This is a genomic window from Companilactobacillus sp. FL22-3, from assembly GCF_054881455.1.
In genome coordinates this window covers 1-18,450 of record NZ_JBTYYZ010000016.1, presented here as the reverse complement: position 1 = coordinate 18,450, position 18,450 = coordinate 1, and the positions used below count along the sequence as shown (strand labels likewise).

Below are 18,450 nucleotides of genomic sequence, written 5' to 3'. Positions count from 1 at the left end.
GTGAGGATTTCATGAAAAAAACGCGGGTCATTAACTCAGACATTTCACGTGTGATTGCCCAAATGGGTCATTTTGATACTTTGGGAATTGGTGATGCTGGAATGCCAGTACCAAGCAAGACAGAAAAAATTGATTTGGCAGTGGAAGCTGGCTTACCAAGTTTTATTCAAGTGTTGGAAAATGTCTTGAGTGAACTACAAGTTCAAAAGGTTTATCTGGCTGAAGAAATTAAGGTACAAAACCCTAAACAATTGGCTGCAGTTAAAAAAGCTGTTGGAGATACACCGATTGAATTTATTCCTCACGAGGAAATGAAAAAAGATTTAAACGATACTAAAGCATTTATTAGAACGGGTGAGGAAACACCTTACTCAAATATTTTACTTGAAAGTGGAGTTGTTTTTTAGAGGATTTTTTATGAAAAAAATTGTTGTTTTAGGTTCAATCAATGTTGATACGATTTTAAATATTACCCGCTTGCCATTACCAGGTGAGACGATGGCTATGCATGAACGTTCTAATGCTGGCGGTGGAAAAGGTGCTAATCAAGCAATTGCCGCAGTACGTGCCGGAGCTGAAACATCCTTTATTGCTAAGATCGGTCAGGATAATGCCGCTGATTTTATGTTGGATACGTTTAAAGAAGACGGCTTGAATATCGAACATGTTACACGGGATCAAAAAGCTGGAACGGGTCAAGCTTATATCTTATTGGATGAAAATGGTCAAAATAGTATTTTGATTTATGGTGGTGCTAATCAAGCAATTACGACTGATGATGTTAAGGCTGCTAGTGCTTCGATTGCTGATGCTGATTGCTTGATCACAGAGTTTGAAACTCCACTTGCTGCTTCAACGGAAGCTTTCAAGATTGCCAAAGAAAATAATGTTTTGACAATTTTGAATCCGGCTCCTGCTAAAAAGGACATCCCTGAAGAATTGTTGCAGTTGACCGATATCATCGTACCTAATGAAACAGAAGCTGAAGCTATTACCGGTATTAAAGTTACAGACGAACCTTCCATGGTTGCAGCAGCAAATAAGTTGCACACGATGGGAGTAAAGAATGTAATAATTACTGTTGGCTCAAATGGGTCTTTCTATTCAATGAATAAAAAGACTGGTTTTGTTAAAGCTTATAAAGTTCAAACAGTTGATACAACCGCTGCTGGAGATACTTTTATTGGTTATCTGGCTTCAAAACTAAATGAAGATTTGAGTAACGTTGAAGAGGCAATGAAATTTGCAAGTAAAGCATCTTCAATTACAGTGCAAACAAAAGGTGCTCAAAATTCTATCCCTCATGTGAGAGATGTTGAGATTTAAGTATTTGTAAAAGAAACTTTACGCTAAGTAGATTGAATTAATTGCCCAAGCATGGTAATATAATAGTTGTATTTTTGAATGGTGAATGGTTCGAATGGTTTGAATGTTTCGTATTTTAGACTTTCTTCCATGAAGTACCACGAAATAATGCACAAAAAATTTTTATTTATCAGGAGGAATAGTCTGATGGAACACGGAACAGTTAAATGGTTTAACGCAGAAAAAGGCTATGGTTTTATTACACGCGAAGATGGTAGTGACGTATTTGTTCACTTCTCAGCAATCCAAGGTGACGGTTACAAGACACTTGAAGAAGGTCAAGCTGTAACATTCGATATCGAAGATTCAGATCGTGGCCCACAAGCTTCAAACGTTGTTAAGGACTAATTAATAAACTTTGAGCAAAAAGCTAATCCGAAAGGGTTAGCTTTTTTTAGTCCCTACAAATAAATCTTTACCTAAACTTTACAAGAAATATACGTTGATAGTTTAAAATCAATTGTTATTGAGTGAGTTTGGAGAAAGCGAATGCAAATAAATTGGCGAAGAAATTTTCGGATCCTGTGGTTCGGCAGTTTAATAACAGATATGGGCAATGCAATGACATTGCCTTTTATTGTCCTTTATATCAATACTTTGGGACATTTCAATAAAGCAGAGTTGAATCTGTTAGGAGCAGCGGCCTTTTCTTTGACATATTTCAGCAAGGCTTTAGTTTCGCCTCTGTGGGGTCGTCTAGCTGACATCAAAGGGAGAAAGTTGATGTGCTTGCGAGCCTCAGGCGTGATGACAATAACTATCTTTATGATTGGCCTATCGCCGAATGTTTGGTTCTTGCTCTTCTTTCGAGCTTTACAAGGAGTGTTTTCCGGTTATATCAACAATGCTAATGCCTTAATGTCGGTCTCTGCACCAACGGACATTCGAGGTCGGGTAATGAGCAAATTAGTGACTGGCAGTATTACCGGAACTTTGGTGGGGCCTTTGCTGGGAGGATTTTTGGCGACTTCTGTGGGCTATCGAGGAGCTTTCTTTTTAACTAGTAGTTTGATGGCATTAGTCTTTTTTACAACTTGGTTAGGTGTCAAAGAAGATTTTCAACCCATTTCTCCCAAACAATTACCACCAGCCTTACCGCTGATGAAAGTAATTGGCTGGCCGTTCTTTATTGCCTTATTTTGGTCGCTACTGGCCATTCAAGCAACTACTAATGCAATTACACCTATGCTCAGTTTATTGGTCAAGGAGATGGATTCTAACGCTCAAAACGTGATTCTCATGACAGGAATAGTATCTGCGGCTCCAGGTTTAGCTACGATTTTCATGGCCGGATTGATTGGTCGTTTGATCGATTGGCTGGGGAGTTTAAGGAGCATGTTGATTTTTTTGTTCTTGGCAATTATTTGCCTAGCTTTAAGCAGTTTGGTTCAAAATATTTGGGAATTGATTTGTCTGCGGTTCATATTAGGGATTTCCGATGCGGCTTTGATTCCATCCATACAAGTTCTAACTGTACAAAATGTACCGAAACAAATTTTTGGACGGATTTTCAGTTATAATCAATCGGCACAGTCATTTGGCAATGTTTTGGGGCCAATGATAGCCGCTCAGGTCGCCACAGTTTTTGGTTATAAGAGCATCTTCTTATTCTCTGCATCCTTAGAACTTTTAGCGCTAGTAACGTGGATCTATTACGCTAAAAAAGCTCAACTTAAGTTAAATTTTTGATAACTTAAGCAATTGTTTAAATTCTTTTTTATATCACGAAAAATTCAAGTATATCGTCTATAATAAAAATTAATAAACGTACAGAGGATAAATTAATTGCCACAAAAAAGGAAGTATTCCAGTCGTCGAACTACCCGGCGACGTTCAAGCAAAAAAAATAATCAAACAACTATCATTTTAGTAGCGATTCTGGCAGTCTTTGTTCTAAGCTTTTTTGGATACAAGTATTATCTTCAAACCCAAAAGGAGAACCAGGTCGTAGTCGTTCAACAAGAACACAATGCCTTTATCAAAAAGATTGCCCCCTATGCAGTTACTTTAGGAAAGCAGTACGGAGTTTTACCTAGCATTACCATTGCTCAAGCAATCTTAGAGAGTAATTGGGGTACTAGTAGCCTCGCTAGTCAGTACAACAACTATTTTGGTATCAAGGGTGAAGATCCTGCCAACACTAAGGTTTTGCAGACAAAAGAGTATACCAACGGTCAGTGGATAACGATCAATGGTCGTTTCCGGGTTTATTCGGATTTTCGTGAATCAATGAAAGATCATACTCAATTGTTAGTTAATGGAACCTCTTGGAATTCGCAACAATATAAGCAAGTTTTGCAATCTAAGGATTATATTGACGCAGCGGTAGCTTTGCAAGCTGATGGATATGCGACCGATCCTGGTTACACAAGTAAAATTATTCGGATTATACAGAAATATAATTTGAAAAAGTATGATCAGGGTATCAAGTAAAAATCAAAGTATGATAGACTCTAATTATTCTATTGTAAATGTGGGGAGAATGTAATGAAGGAATTGGAAGAAAGAATTAAAACAGACGGCCGAGTTTTAGGCAAAGATGTGCTTAAAGTTGACAGCTTTTTGAATCATCAAGTCGATCCAATGTTGATGGAACGAATGGGTGAAGAATTTTACAACCATTTTAAAGATTCAGGTATTAATAAGATCTTAACGGTTGAATCTTCAGGAATCGCTCCAGCAGTCATGACAGGCTTGAAGTTTCAAGTACCAGTCGTATTTGCAAGAAAGCACAAATCAGTCACATTGAGTGATGATCTTTATACATCAGAAGTTTATTCATTTACAAAGAAGACTTCAAATCATATCAGTATTGCTAAAAAATATTTGTCAAGCGATGATAAAGTTTTGATCATTGATGATTTCCTAGCTAATGGTCAAGCTGTTAATGGTTTGAACACGATTATTGAAGATGCAGGCGCAACTTTAGCCGGTATCGGGATCGTGATTGAAAAATCATTCCAAAAAGGTCGTCAAATGATCGATAAATCAGGTATTCCTATTTATTCATTGGCAAAGATCAAAGCGTTTGAAGATGGTCAAGTTGTTTTTGAAGAAGAGGACGATTAGTAATAAGAAGGTGGAGTTATGACTTTTATTGCGCCTGGTAAGACTTTAGGCATTATTGGCGGTGGCAGTGAAACTTATATTTTTGAATTGGAAGCTAAGAGAATGGGATTCCGTACCATGCTTTTGACTGATGAAGAGAATGATATTGCGACTCAAGCAGCCGATAGTTTTTTAGTCGGACAACTGGAAAACATCGAAAATCTAAATGAATTGGGCCATAGAAGTGACCTGCTTTTGTATATGAATGAGGACTTTGACAGCGAACTTTTGCAACAATTGGCCAAGAATTTCAATGTTGCTCAAGGGGCTGACTTGTTGTCAATCGTTCAAGACCGTTATATTGAAAGAACTTTTCTCAATGATTTGAACATCAATGTACCACCGTTCTTCTCGATCGTGACGGTCGATGACATCAAAAAAGCGGTTGAAGAGATTGGTTTTCCTTGTATTTTGAAACCAATTCAGAAAAATCAGTCGGTCTTGAATCGTCATATTCTTTATAACGAAACTGATGTTGAACGAATGCAAAAGTTGCTCTTAGACGGAACTTATATTCTTGAGGCTTGGATCGATACTCAAAAAGAATATTCCGTCATGGTTAGCAAAAGTAAAGATGGCAAGATCCATACTTTTCCAATGATCAAGGAAATTTATGATGGACACCATCTGATGAGTTCCTACATTTATAAGAAAAATGATCCCGATGTAGAAGCTGAAATGCAGCGTGTAGCCTTGTTAGTAGCTGAAAAAATTAAATATGTTGGTATCTTTGGCATTGGTTTTATCTTGTCACAGTCTGGCGTATTGTATGTTAAACGGATTTTCCCCGGAATTAATTATTCAGCGAATGTTTATCAAGTAGCGACGGGTATTTCACAATTTGAATTACATATCAGAGCGATTTGTGACTGGCCGATCCCAGAGATTTTTCCAATGGTCAATGCGGCTACCTTAAAGATCATTGAAGGTAACTTGCCACAGAGCTTGGATCTACTCCAGGAGAAGGCTCAGTGGAAATTTAATTATTACACTGGTTTTAAAGCTAAGAATCAAGCCGATCGAGATGTCGGTTATATTTCCGTTTTCTCAGATGACGTCGAAGAGTTAAAGAATGATATCTTAACAACAAAAATTTGGAGAGTAGAATAATTCATGATTGATAGATATGTAACTGAACAAATGAAACCAATTTGGACTGACCAAAACAGATTTCAAGCTTGGCTAGAAGTCGAAATTGCTGCAGTTGAAGGCTGGAGCAAAGAAGGAGAAATTCCGGCTGAAGATGCTAAGTTAATTGCTCAAAACGCTAAGTTTAATGTTTCCGAGATCGCTGAAATCGAAAAACAAACTAAACATGACGTAGTTGCTTTTACAAGAGATGTTTCTCGTTACCTTGGACCTGAAAAGAAATGGGTTCACTTTGGCTTAACTTCAACTGATGTTGTTGATACAGCCTATGGTTATTTGATGAAACAAGCAAATGATATTATTCGTGAAGATTTAAATGAATTTCTCAAAGTAGTTGGCGAAAAGGCCTTAGAATACAAAGATACAGTTATGATCGGTAGAACTCATGGTGTTCATGCTGAACCAACAACTTTTGGGTTAGTTTTGGCTAACTGGTACTCTGAAATCAAACGTGATATTGAACGTTTCGACCATGCTGCTAAAGGGGTTGAAGCTGGTAAAATTAGTGGTGCAGTTGGTAGTTACGCCAATGTGCCAACTAGTGTGGAAAAATTTGTTTGCGATAAATTAGGTATCCGCGCCCAAGAAATTTCCACTCAAGTTTTACCAAGAGACCTCCATGCTGAATATATCCAAACGATGGCTTTGATTGCTACATCAATTGAACGATTCGCCTTAGAAGTTCGCCACTTACAAAGAACTGAAGTCCGTGAAGCTGAAGAATATTTTGCTGCCGGCCAAAAAGGCTCATCAGCAATGCCTCACAAACGTAATCCTATCGGTTCAGAAAACGTTACAGGATTGGCTAGAGTCATTAGAGGACATGCTTTCACAGCTTTGGAAGATGTACCATTGTGGCATGAAAGAGATATTTCACACAGTTCAGCTGAACGAGTAATTATTCCTGATACGACTGAATTGCTGGATTATATCTTACGCAGATTTACTAAGATCACTAAAGACCTTACTGTTTTCCCTGATAAGATGTTAGAAGATATGAACATTACTCACGGCTTGATCTTCTCACAAAGAGTCTTGTTGAAACTAGTTGAAGCTGGTTATTCAAGAGAACAAGCTTACGATATTGTGCAACCAATGACTGCAAAGGCTTGGGACGAAAAGAAAGACTTCCGAACAATGTTGGAAAATGATTCACGCGTAACTGACAAACTTTCAGATGCTGACTTAGATGATGCATTTGATTATCATTGGCATTTACGTAATGTTGATGAGATTTTTAAACGAGTTGGTTTGGAATAGTTTTTTCCGAATGGCTCTGAGACTTTTCACTACCGTCTTGGTTTAAAACATTAATTTATTTAGATATTGAAATGAACTGATATTAATCGGTTTGTTTCAATATTTTTTTGTTTTTATTGGAAGATGAAGTGAATGGAATCGGTGCGCCAGTTATCTTTACTCAAGCATTATGAAATAACGTTGTTTGTCTTTCGCTCTAACCACAAAAATTTGCTACAATATAAACAGCTATTTTTAAGTACAACTAAAACTTTTTACACGAAGATTTGAGGGATTTTTAAATTGGACGATACTATGTTAAAAGGTCTTAACCCTGAGCAACAGGCTGCGGTTAAGGCTACTGAAGGACCATTATTGATCATGGCCGGTGCCGGTTCTGGTAAAACTCGAGTTCTAACTCATCGAGTGGCCTATTTGATCGAAGAAAAAAATGTTATGCCTTGGCATGTTCTAGCAATTACTTTTACTAATAAAGCTGCTAAGGAAATGAAAGAAAGAATTGGCAAGTTGCTTGATGAATCGGCCAATGATGTCTGGGTTTCAACTTTCCACTCTCTTTGTGTAAGAATTTTAAGAAGAGATATTGATAAAATGGGAAAGCCCAAGACTTTCACGATTGCTGACCCTAGTGAACAAAGAACACTCATGAAACAAATTTTGACCCGGATGAATCTTGACCCTAAGCGTTATGATCCGCGGGCAATTTTAGCCACGATCAGCAACGCCAAGAACGAATTGCAAACGCCAGCTGAATATGCAAAAGTAGCGGCTTCACCATTTGAACAAACTGTTGCCAGTGTTTATGATGCTTATGCTAAAGAGATGGACCGAAATAATTCACTTGATTTTGATGATTTGATCATGCAAACGAGTGCTTTATTCGACCAATGTCCTGACGTTTTGGAAAAGTATCAAGAAAAATTTCAATATATCCACGTGGATGAATATCAAGATACTAATGAGGCTCAATACAAATTAGTTAAACAATTAGGTACAAAGTATCGTAATGTTTGTGTAGTTGGGGATGCTGATCAGAGTATTTATGGTTGGCGTGGTGCCAATATTCAAAATATTATGAATTTTGAGAAAGATTATCCTGAAGCTACGACTATCAAATTGGAACAAAATTATCGGTCAACTAAGACAATTTTGAAGGCTGCCAATGAAGTTATTAATAATAACGGTAATCGTAAGCCTAAAGAATTGTGGACTGATAATAAAGAAGGCGACAAGATCAAGTTTTATCGTGGTCAAAATGAGTCTGATGAAGCCTTGTATGTTGTCGATCAAATTAAGAATTTACTACTAAAAGGTTTCAACTATGGTGATTTTGCAGTACTCTATCGAACTAATGCGCAATCACGTACTTTTGAAGAGAAATTGATGCAAGCCAATATGCCTTATAAGATTATTGGTGGTCATAAGTTCTACGATCGTAAAGAAATCAAGGATATTCTGGCTTATCTTCGCTTAATCGCTAACCACGATGATTCGATGAGTTTTCAACGAGTTATCAACAGTCCTAAGCGTGGTATCGGACCTGGTACGATCGAAAAATTACAAGCATATGCTGACGAACACAATTGGTCATTATTAGAAGCCGCTGAAAATATTGAATTGTCACCATTGGGAGCTCGTCCCCGTAAAACAATTGGTGAATTTGCTAAAGTAATCGACGATTTGACTAAGTTGTCAGAAAATCAATCGATGACAATTTTGATGGATCATTTGTTGGAAGATTCAGGCTATGTTGAGGACTTAAAGCAGCAAAATAACTTGGAATCACAAGCTCGTGTTGAGAATATCGAAGAATTGCTAACCGTTACAACGCAATTTGACCAAGGCTATGAACCTGATCCTGAAGTTGATGAGACACGTTTAACGACTTTCTTAACTGAATTATCTTTAGTCAGTGATCAAGATGAGATTGAAGAAGATCAGCAAGAAGTTACTCTGATGACCTTGCATGCCGCTAAAGGTCTAGAGTTTCCAGTCGTCTTTCTGGTAGGAATGGAAGAAGGAATTTTCCCACTAGGCCGCTCCTTGATGAAAGAAGACGATTTGGAAGAAGAACGCCGTTTGGCCTATGTTGGTATTACCCGGGCAGAAAAACGACTTTACTTGACTAACGCAACTAGCCGGATGCTCTATGGTCGTTTGCAAAATAATCCAACTTCTCGCTTTGTGGAAGAGATTCAAGATGATGCTATCGAGCCAGTCAACAGTAATGCTGGCAATACTGGTCGGCCAAGTGAACGAAGCCTACCATTTAGTAAGCGTCGGCGCATGGCAGGTACTACCGCATCATTCCAATCTCCAACCTTAAAAGCTAAAGGTGCTTCTGGTGCGGAAAAATTGCATTGGAATGTTGGCGATAAGGTCGAACATAAGAAGTGGGGCCAAGGTACAGTCGTTAAAGTCAACGGAGAAGGTCAAAATGCTGAATTAGATGTTGCCTTCAAGAGCGAAGGTGTCAAACGTCTATTGGCTGAATATGCACCAATTAAAAAAGTTACTGAATAAATAAGAGGTGAGATCATGGCAGACTTAACCAAAGCACAAGCTCAAACAGAATTAGCAAAAATTCGTCCTCAATTGAATGAGTGGCGAGATGCTTATTACACTAAAGATGCTCCCGTTGTGGAAGATAATGTTTATGATCAATTGTATAATCGTTTGTTAGCTCTTGAACAAGAGTATCCTGATTTGGTTACTCCTGATTCACCTTCGCAACAAGTTGGAGATGTAACGCTCCCAGATTTTAACAAAGTCACTCATGATATTCCCATGCTTTCCATGGGAGATGTTTTTTCTGAAGCAGAATTAACTGAATTTAACGACCGAATTGAAAAAAATGTTGGACATGAGGTCGATTATAATGTTGAATTAAAAATTGATGGTTTATCTTTATCATTAATTTATGAAAATGGTATCTTAGTTCAAGGATCCACTCGTGGTAATGGGACAATCGGCGAGAATGTCACCGAAAATGTTAAAACAATCAAAGATATTCCCCAGAAATTAAGTCGGCCACTTTCGTTTGAAGTACGTGGCGAGTGCTTCATGTCTAAGAAAGAATTCTTACGTTTGAATCAGGAACGTGAAAATGAAGGTCAACAAGTATTTGCTAATCCAAGAAATGCCGCTGCCGGTAGTTTAAGACAATTGGATCCGAAAATCACAGCTTCACGTAAGCTGGATACCTTCATGTACACGATCGTAACTTTTGACGATTTAAATGTCACCACTCAACATGAGGCCCTAGAGACTTTAAAAGAACTCGGATTCAATGTTAATCCAACAGCTCAAGTTACGACCGGCTTAGAAGGTGTGCAAGACTTCATCGAACATTTCGGTCAGATCCGTGACGATCTTGACTATGGTATCGATGGCGTGGTTTTGAAGGTCAATGATTTAGCTATTCAGCGTGAACTGGGTAACACCGTTAAGGTTCCTCGTTGGGAAATTGCTTATAAATTTCCGCCTGAACAAGCCGAGTCGATCGTTCGTGATATCACGTGGACAATCGGTCGGACGGGAGTTTTAACCCCCACAGCAGTGATGGACCCGGTTCAATTAGCTGGGACGACAGTTTCAAGAGCAACCTTGCACAATGAAGATATGATCCGTCAAAAAGATATTCGAGTTGGCGATACAGTTTTGTTGCATAAAGCTGGCGATATTATTCCGGAAGTTTCACAAGTAGTTTTGGGTAAACGTCCGGATGATTCAGTCCCTGCAGAAATACCAACCCATTGTCCATACTGTGGATCAGAATTGATCCATTTGGAAGATGAAGTAGCATTAAGATGTATCAATCCTAAGTGTCCAGCTCAAGTTAAAGAGCAATTGACGCATTTTGCTTCTAGAAATGCCATGAATATTGACGGCTTGGGACCTAAGATCATCGAACAACTTTATACGAAGAAGTTAGTTCAAGATGTAGCCGATATTTATAAACTGACAGCTGATGATTTAGCCACTTTAGACGGTTTCAAAGAAAAATCGATCAATAATTTGTTGACCGCTATTGATAATTCTAAAAGCAATTCAGTTGAACGATTGATTTTTGGCCTTGGAATTAGACATGTTGGTGCGAAGGCTGGTCGAATTTTGGCGGAACACTTTGGAAGTTTGGATAATTTGATGTCTGCAAATAAAGAAGAAATTCTTGAAGTCAATACTATGGGTGAGATAATTGCAGATAGTATTGTGACTTATTTTGCCAATGATGATGTTAAAAAGTTGATTAATGAACTAAAATCAGTAAATATTAATATGAATTTTATTAGTAGTTCGAATTCTAATGAAACAAACAGTCACTTTACTGATAAAATAATTGTTATAACCGGTACCTTGCAAAATTATAAACGTTCAGAATTGGCCGAGATCCTTGAAAATCTCGGTGCTAAGGTTACTAATTCGGTCACCAAGAAGACTGATATTTTGATTGCTGGCCAAAAAGCCGGTAGCAAATTGACTAAAGCTCAACAATTGGGAACGCAGATTATTGATGAAACAACATTATCCGATTATTTAGATAATGCCAAAGAGTAGGAGAAAAGTTTTGAAAAAATTCTTAAAAACTACATCGTTATTGCTAATGTGCTCGTTGTTATTAGCTGCCTGTGGTAATTTACAAAGTTCTAGTTTATCTTCTGGCGGTAGCGACTCATCGAAGAGTTCCGTTCAAACAACATCCGCATCAGATTCTAGTAATTATGATGTTTTATTAAGTGGTGGAAAATATAAAACCAGTCCTATTTCAGGAATCACTGCAGCTGATAATTCCAATCAGTTCAACAGTCGAAGTTTTGAAAGTGGTTTGATGTCTTTGTCGAGAAAACAATTCTCAACAAATTCATATGTTTTCCAAGAAGGTCAAGTCTTGTCTGCTAGCACGGTCACCGATTGGTTAGGACGTAAGTCCAGCAAGAACCCAAGTGGTTTGAATCCAAAATCGAATGGTTCAACTGATGCTAACAAACGAACACCGATGTATTTCCAACAAATGCTTGAAGAAGATTATCTTCAAAAACAAGATGGTAAATATAAATTGGCTGGAATGTCGATTGGGATTGCTTTAAATAAAATCGATTATTATCAAAAGAAGCAGTATGGAGCCACTTATAAGACGACTATCTCAGCCGAAGAACGTAAGGCTCAAGGTGAGAGAATTGCCAAAGAAGTTGTTAAAAGATTGCGTAAAGATAGTAAGGTAGGGAATATTCCTATCGTAGTTGGACTGTATACAGTCGCTCCTGAAGACACTTTGGTTGGGGGAACTTATTTCCAATATGCAGTTAGCAAGAGTGGCGACTTAGGTTCTTGGAGTACCTTGGATTATCAAAACCAGATGTTGCCAACAGTTAACGGCGATTCAGCCATCAACAGTAGCGATTCTGATGCCTTTGCTAACTTTAAAGACCATATCCAAAATTACTTCCCTAACTTGTCGGGTGTGACAGCACAAGCTCACTATGACGGGTCAAACTTGAAGTCGATGGATATTACAATCAATACCCAATTCGACGGCTTGGCTCAAGTGATGAGTTTCACTCAGTTCGTACAGACAAGTGCTCAGAAGTACTTGCCATCTGGAGCTGATCTGGATATCAATATTCAAACCGTTGATTCGCAACAAGCTGTTGTTACAAGAACAAACGGTAAGTTCAATTCTCACGTTTATAATGCAGATTAAAGAGGAGAAATAAATGATTTCAAAAGAAGAAATTTTACACGTTGCCACTTTGGCTAATTTGAAATTTGGCGAAGATGAAGTTGATAGTTTTGTTAAGCAATTAGACAAGATCGTCAGCATGGAAAGTAATCTTTCATCAGTTGATACGACTGGTGTAGAGCCAACATATAATATGGGTGACACTAAGACTGTCTTCCGTGAAGATGAGGGTATCCGTACACAAACGAGAGAACAAATGTTGGAAAACGTTCCCGAAGTTGATAATAACCTTATCAAAGTACCAACGATCGTTGACAAGGAGGATGACGAATAGTGGACATCAAAAAAGAGACAATTGCTTCTTTGCATGAGAAGTTAGTCAACAAAGAAATAACGGCCCAAGCTTTGACCGATCAAGCTTTAACAAGTGTAAAAGATAATGAAAAGAAGCTAAATACTTTCATTACTGTCAATGACAAGGCACAAGAAGCTGCTAAAAAAGTTGATGCTGAGGGAATCAATGGACCATTAGCTGGGATGCCAATTGGTATCAAGGATAATATCGTTACTAATGGTTTGAAGACTACTGCTGCTAGCAAGATCCTTTACAATTTCATGCCAGTTTACAATGCAACTGTTATGGATAAATTAGAGGCTGCTGGAGCAATCAACGTTGGTAAGACTAACTTGGATGAGTTTGCTATGGGTTCATCTACAGAAACATCTTATTATGGAACTTCTGTTAATCCTTGGGACTTCAGTCGTGTTCCCGGTGGTTCATCTGGTGGTTCAGCTGCTGCAGTTGCTGCGGGTGAAGTTATCGCCGCTTTAGGTACTGATACTGGTGGTTCAATTAGACAACCAGCTGCTTTCAATGGTATTTTTGGTATCAAGCCAACTTATGGTCGTGTTTCTCGTTGGGGTGTAATTGCCTTTGCTTCAAGTCTTGATCAAGTCGGTGTCATGTCAAAACGTGTTGAAGATTCAGCGGCTGTTTTATCAGTAATTGCTGGTCATGATGATCATGATTCAACTAGTTCAACTAAAGAAGTTCCTGATTACCGTGCTAACTTGAATAAAGATATGCACGGGGTTAAAATTGCTGTTCCTAAGGAATTTTGGAATGAGGGGACTCATCCGGAAGTCTTAGACAACGTCAATAAAGCTTTGGAAGCTTACAAGAAGATGGGTGCGACTGTAGACGAAGTAAGTTTGCCTGCTTTGAAGCATGCTGTTGAAGTTTATTATGTTTTAGCATCTAGTGAAGCTTCATCGAACCTTCAAAGATATGATGGCGTTAGATACGGTTTTCGCGCTAAAGACGTTAAGAATATTAAAGACTTATTCGTAAACTCAAGATCAGAAGGTTTTGGCGATGAAGTTAAACGTCGGATCATGTTAGGTACTTTTGCCTTATCTGCTGGTGCTTACGATGCCTACTTCAAGAAAGCTGCTGAAGTAAGAACACTTTTCATCCAAGAAATGAACGATGTCTTAAAAGATCACGACTTAATTATGGGACCATCAACTACAACACCAGCCTTTAAGATCGGTGAAAAAGTTGACGATCCATTGGCAATGTACATGAATGATATCTTGACGATCCCTGCCAACTTGGCTGGTCTGCCTGCTGCTTCAGTGCCTGCTGGCTTAGCTGATGGACTTCCAATTGGTCTACAGATCATTGGTAAACCATTTGCTGAACAAGATGTCTTCAATGCGGCCTATGCTTTGCAAGAAGAAAATAAATTCTATGAACAAATACCAACTGCACTTAAGGGGGAAGACTAATGAATTTTGAAACAACTATCGGACTTGAAGTCCACGTTGAGTTAAAGACTAAGTCCAAGATGTATAGTCCAACACCCGTTGCTTATGGTGCTGAATCTAATATCAATACCAACGTTATTGATTTTGGTTTTCCTGGAACATTACCAACTGTAAATAAAAATGCTTATCGACTTGGTATCATGGTTGGATTAGCCTTGAATGCTCAAATTGAAAACCACACTCACTTTGATCGTAAGAACTACTTCTACCCAGATAATCCTAAAGCTTACCAAATTACCCAACAAGACAAGCCATTGGGTCACGATGGTTATGTTGAAATTGAAGTTGATGGCAAAAAGAAAAAGATTGGTATCGAAGAACTTCACGTCGAAGAAGATGCTGGTAAGAATACCCACGGCAATAATGGTTATTCTTATGTCGATTTGAACCGTCAAGGAACACCTTTGATTGAAATTGTTTCTAAAGCTGATATGAAGTCTCCTGAAGAAGCTTACCAATATTTGGAAAATTTACGGAAGATCATTCAGTTTACTGGGGCATCTGATGTTAAGATGGAAGAAGGTTCAATGCGTGTTGATACCAATATTTCTATCCGTCCTGTAGGTTCAGATACATACGGAACTAAAGTCGAATTAAAGAACTTGAACTCATTTAATCACGTTAAATTAGGTTTGGCCTATGAAGAAAAGCGTCAAGCTGCTATCCTTAAACAAGGTAAGACAATTGGCCAAGAGACGAGACGTTTTGATGAGAAGACTGGTGAAACATTCCTAATGCGTGTTAAATCTGGAGCTGACGATTATCGTTACTTCCCAGAGCCAGATCTACCTGATTATGATATTGCTCCAGAATGGGTCGCTGAAATTCAAGCTAACTTACCTGAATCAGCTGCTGACAGAAGAAAACGTTATATCAATGAATTAGGTATTCCTGAATACGATGCTGGCGTTTTGACGGATACAAAGGAAATGTCAGATTTCTTTGACGAAGCAGTCGGTTTTGATGCTAATCCAAAACTAGTTTCTAACTGGTTGATGGGTGAAGTTAATGCTTATCTGAACGAAAATAAAATGGACTTGCTTGAAACAAAATTGACACCTGAACATTTAGCTAAGATGATCAATTTGATTTCAAACGGAACTATTTCTTCTAAGATTGCTAAGAAGGTCTTCCAAGAAACAATCAGTAATGGAACAGAACCTGAGGAATGGGTTAAGTCTAAAGGACTTGTCCAAGAATCTGATCCAGCTGTCTTGAAACCAATTATTTTAGAAATATTAGATAATAATCAACAATCAATCGATGACTTTAAGAATGGTAAAGATCGTGCTGTTGGCTACTTAGTTGGTCAAATCATGAAACAAACTCACGGTCAAGCTAATCCCAAAGTTGTTAATAAGATTTTGATGGCAGAGTTAAAGAGTCGTTAGTGAGGGAAAGATATGCGTGCTAGACTTATTTATAATCCAACTTCAGGCCATGAGACCATGAACAGTAATGTTGGAGACATTTTGAATATTATTGAAAAAGCTGGTTATGAGGCTAGTGCTTATCGAACCACTCCGAAGAAAAACTCAGCCAAAGATGAGGCCAGAAGAGTTGCTAAAGAAGGCTTTGAATTAGTTGTGGCAGCTGGTGGTGACGGGACGATCAATGAGGTCGTTAACGGAATAGCTGATTTGGACAAACGCCCAGAGTTAGCTATTATTCCTGCTGGTACAACGAATGATTATGCCAGAGCTTTGAAGATTCCACGTGATGATGTCGTTGAGGCAGCCAAAGTAATCCTGAAAGGGCAGAAGTTACCAGTCGATATTGGTCAAGCAGGTTCTAAGTACTTCATCAATATTGCTGGTGGCGGGTCAATGACTGAATTGACATATGAAGTGCCTTCAGCTTATAAATCCATTTTGGGTTACTTAGCTTATCTGGTGAAAGGTGCTGAAATGTTGCCTCGAATCAGTCCAATTGATATGCACATCGAATATGATCAAGGTGTATTTGATGGTAAAGCCACAATGTTTCTGATCGGTTTAACCAATTCGATCGGTGGAATGGAACAGATTGCTCCAAACTCCGTGATTGGTGATGGAACTTTTTCGTTGATCATCGTCAAAGAGACTAATTTACGTGATCTTGTTCATTTGATTGCTTTAGTCTTAAATGGTGGACGTCACGTTTACAATCCTAAAGTTATTTACACTAAGACTAAGAAGATCAGTGTCAAAGCTAATGACAATAATCGGGTCATGGTCAACTTGGATGGTGAATATGGTGGGGATGCACCAATGGAATTTATCAATTTGCATAATCATCTCAATATTTATGCTAATGTTGATTCCATTCCACTAAAGGCAATCGATAGCCCAACTTTGAGTGAAAAGGATGCGGGCGAAAAGATCATCGAAGAAGAGAAGAATCTCGATAGTAAGAAAGAACAAACAACAGAAGATAAATAAAAAAGAATTAGGGAGTGGATCAATTTTTGAACACTTCTTTTTTCTATGTATAGGTGAAAAATGGAAAAACCAAATTTGAAGAAGAACCAAGAATTAGAATTGACAATTGAAGATCTGTCATATGAAGGTAAAGGTGTCGCCAAAGTTGATGATTTTACACTCTTTGTTGACAATGCTTTACCAGGCGAAAAAGTTAAAGCTGTGATTACACGAGTAAATAAAAACTTTGGCTTTGCCAGAACTCTATCTGTTTTGAAGGAATCTCCTGACCGTGTCCACGACATTGATGCTGTCTATGCACAAACAGGGATTGCTCCTTTAAGCCATTTAAAATATGACAAACAGTTGGAATTTAAACACGATCAAGTGGTGACAGATTTCAACAAGATTGGTCTGAAAGATGTTGTGGTCAATCAAACTCTAGGAATGGAATCACCATTCAATTATCGAAACAAAGCTCAAGTACCAGTTCGCCAAATCAATGGCAAATTGACTACTGGATTTTATCGTCGCCGCTCACATGAATTAGTGCCAATGGAAAACTTCTTAATTCAAGATCCAAAGATCGATGCTGAAATTATCCGTGTGCGTGACATTTTGAGAAAATATAATGTTCGTGGCTTCGATGAGGAAAATCAAAAGGGACAAATCAGAACCATCATGGTGCGCCGAGCTTACTTTACTGGTGAAATGATGATCGTTTTGGTTTCTCGTACCCCTGATATTTCACACTACAAAGACATTACGAACGAAATTTTGGCTAACCCTGAAGTTAAGTCACTATTTTTGAATATTAATTCCAAAAATACTAATGTTATCTTTGGGCAGAAGATGACATTATTGGGTGGCAAGAAGTATATTGACGATGAGATTTTGGGTCATAAATATCGGATTTCGCCAAGATCGTTCTATCAAGTCAATCCAGTTCAAACACAAAACTTGTATCAACTTGCAATCGATAAAGCTGAGTTAACCGGTAAAGAAAATGTCGTGGATGCATACTCAGGTATTGGTACAATTGGATTGTCTTTAGCTAATAAAGCTAAACATGTCACTGGTATTGAAGTTATTGAAGATGCGGTTAAGGATGCTGATCAAAACGCTAAATTGAACAACATCACTAATACTGACTTCGTTGTCGGTAAGACCGAAGATGTCTTGGACGAATGGGCTAAAAATGACGTTTCAGTCGATGTTCTAATGGTCGATCCTCCTCGTAAGGGCTTGGCTAGTTCTTTGATTGATTCTTTGAAGAACATCAAACCAAAGAAAATCGTTTATATCAGTTGTAATCCTGCAACATTAGCTCGTGACTTGTCGTTATTGAACGATATGTATGAAATTGGTGACGTTACTCCAGTTGATATGTTCCCAATGACAAATCATATCGAGTGTGTGACACAACTTAAATTGAAATAAGGGTCATAAGATGAAATTAATTTTAGGAATTGGTGCTATATTACTTGGAATTTGGCAGATTTATATTTCTAAACAGTATTTTAACAATATTCGCCAGCAATCAAGTCCGGTGATCTTTGCTTTAATAGCCTTGATCTTCAGTTTGATTTTTGGAGTATTCTTATTGATTTTTGGTGTACAAACATTATTTACTTTATAAGATAACTAAAAAGACTTCCT

17 protein-coding genes are annotated in these 18,450 nt (G+C 38.1%); all 17 read left to right on the top strand.

The annotated features are described in order from the left end of the window. Nucleotides 1-11: 11 nt before the first annotated feature. Entirely contained in the window at nt 12-407 is a 396-nt protein-coding gene (rbsD, locus tag ACYT32_RS11815; protein WP_395266367.1) for a D-ribose pyranase, read from the top strand. A gap of 10 nt (nt 408-417) precedes the next feature. Continuing rightward, complete coding sequence (gene rbsK / locus ACYT32_RS11810; RefSeq protein ID WP_395266369.1) at nt 418-1,326, top strand: ribokinase; 909 nt, start codon at nt 418-420, stop codon at nt 1,324-1,326. Between the two features lie 186 nt (nt 1,327-1,512). Further along, complete coding sequence (locus ACYT32_RS11805) at nt 1,513-1,713, top strand: cold-shock protein (RefSeq protein ID WP_010020786.1); 201 nt, start codon at nt 1,513-1,515, stop codon at nt 1,711-1,713. Between the two features lie 141 nt (nt 1,714-1,854). Continuing rightward, on the top strand, nt 1,855-3,054 hold the full coding sequence (locus ACYT32_RS11800) for an MFS transporter (RefSeq protein WP_395266371.1): 1,200 nt from the start codon (nt 1,855-1,857) through the stop codon (nt 3,052-3,054). 96 nt (nt 3,055-3,150) lie between these two features. Further along, nucleotides 3,151-3,798, top strand: a complete 648-nt coding sequence (locus ACYT32_RS11795) for a glycoside hydrolase family 73 protein (protein WP_395266373.1) — start codon at nt 3,151-3,153, stop codon at nt 3,796-3,798. 54 nt (nt 3,799-3,852) lie between these two features. Further along, the gene (locus ACYT32_RS11790) at nt 3,853-4,434 is read left to right on the top strand and encodes a xanthine phosphoribosyltransferase (RefSeq protein ID WP_395266375.1); all 582 of its coding nucleotides are present in this window, start codon (nt 3,853-3,855) and stop codon (nt 4,432-4,434) included. Nucleotides 4,435-4,452: 18 nt separating this feature from the next. Next, complete coding sequence (locus tag ACYT32_RS11785; protein ID WP_395266377.1) at nt 4,453-5,583, top strand: ATP-grasp domain-containing protein; 1,131 nt, start codon at nt 4,453-4,455, stop codon at nt 5,581-5,583. A 3-nt stretch (nt 5,584-5,586) separates the two neighbouring features. Beyond that, nucleotides 5,587-6,882 (top strand): adenylosuccinate lyase, encoded by a 1,296-nt coding sequence (gene purB / locus ACYT32_RS11780; RefSeq protein ID WP_395266378.1) that lies wholly within the window; start codon nt 5,587-5,589, stop codon nt 6,880-6,882. 294 nt (nt 6,883-7,176) lie between these two features. Then, nucleotides 7,177-9,405 (top strand): DNA helicase PcrA, encoded by a 2,229-nt coding sequence (pcrA, locus tag ACYT32_RS11775; RefSeq protein ID WP_395266399.1) that lies wholly within the window; start codon nt 7,177-7,179, stop codon nt 9,403-9,405. Between the two features lie 15 nt (nt 9,406-9,420). Continuing rightward, a complete protein-coding gene (gene ligA / locus ACYT32_RS11770) occupies nt 9,421-11,439 on the top strand; it encodes an NAD-dependent DNA ligase LigA (protein ID WP_395266380.1) in 2,019 nt (672 codons plus the stop codon). Nucleotides 11,440-11,449: 10 nt separating this feature from the next. Continuing rightward, nucleotides 11,450-12,583 (top strand): CamS family sex pheromone protein, encoded by a 1,134-nt coding sequence (locus ACYT32_RS11765; protein ID WP_395266382.1) that lies wholly within the window; start codon nt 11,450-11,452, stop codon nt 12,581-12,583. A 13-nt stretch (nt 12,584-12,596) separates the two neighbouring features. Then, a complete protein-coding gene (gene gatC / locus ACYT32_RS11760) occupies nt 12,597-12,896 on the top strand; it encodes an Asp-tRNA(Asn)/Glu-tRNA(Gln) amidotransferase subunit GatC (RefSeq protein ID WP_395266384.1) in 300 nt (99 codons plus the stop codon). Continuing rightward, nucleotides 12,896-14,353, top strand: a complete 1,458-nt coding sequence (gatA, locus tag ACYT32_RS11755; RefSeq protein WP_395266386.1) for an Asp-tRNA(Asn)/Glu-tRNA(Gln) amidotransferase subunit GatA — start codon at nt 12,896-12,898, stop codon at nt 14,351-14,353. Before gatC ends, gatA begins: the two co-directional genes overlap by 1 nt. Continuing rightward, complete coding sequence (gene gatB, locus ACYT32_RS11750; protein ID WP_395266388.1) at nt 14,353-15,783, top strand: Asp-tRNA(Asn)/Glu-tRNA(Gln) amidotransferase subunit GatB; 1,431 nt, start codon at nt 14,353-14,355, stop codon at nt 15,781-15,783. Before gatA ends, gatB begins: the two co-directional genes overlap by 1 nt. A 12-nt stretch (nt 15,784-15,795) precedes the next feature. Beyond that, complete coding sequence (locus tag ACYT32_RS11745; protein ID WP_395266390.1) at nt 15,796-16,812, top strand: diacylglycerol kinase; 1,017 nt, start codon at nt 15,796-15,798, stop codon at nt 16,810-16,812. A 60-nt stretch (nt 16,813-16,872) separates the two neighbouring features. Beyond that, nucleotides 16,873-18,231 carry a 23S rRNA (uracil(1939)-C(5))-methyltransferase RlmD gene (gene rlmD, locus ACYT32_RS11740; RefSeq protein ID WP_395266392.1) on the top strand — a complete coding sequence of 453 codons (1,359 nt, stop codon included), beginning with the start codon at nt 16,873-16,875 and terminating at the stop codon, nt 18,229-18,231. A 10-nt stretch (nt 18,232-18,241) separates the two neighbouring features. Continuing rightward, nucleotides 18,242-18,430: a hypothetical protein gene (locus tag ACYT32_RS11735; RefSeq protein ID WP_395266395.1), complete on the top strand. Its 189-nt coding sequence runs from the start codon at nt 18,242-18,244 to the stop codon at nt 18,428-18,430. The last annotated feature ends 20 nt before the right edge of the window (nt 18,431-18,450 follow it).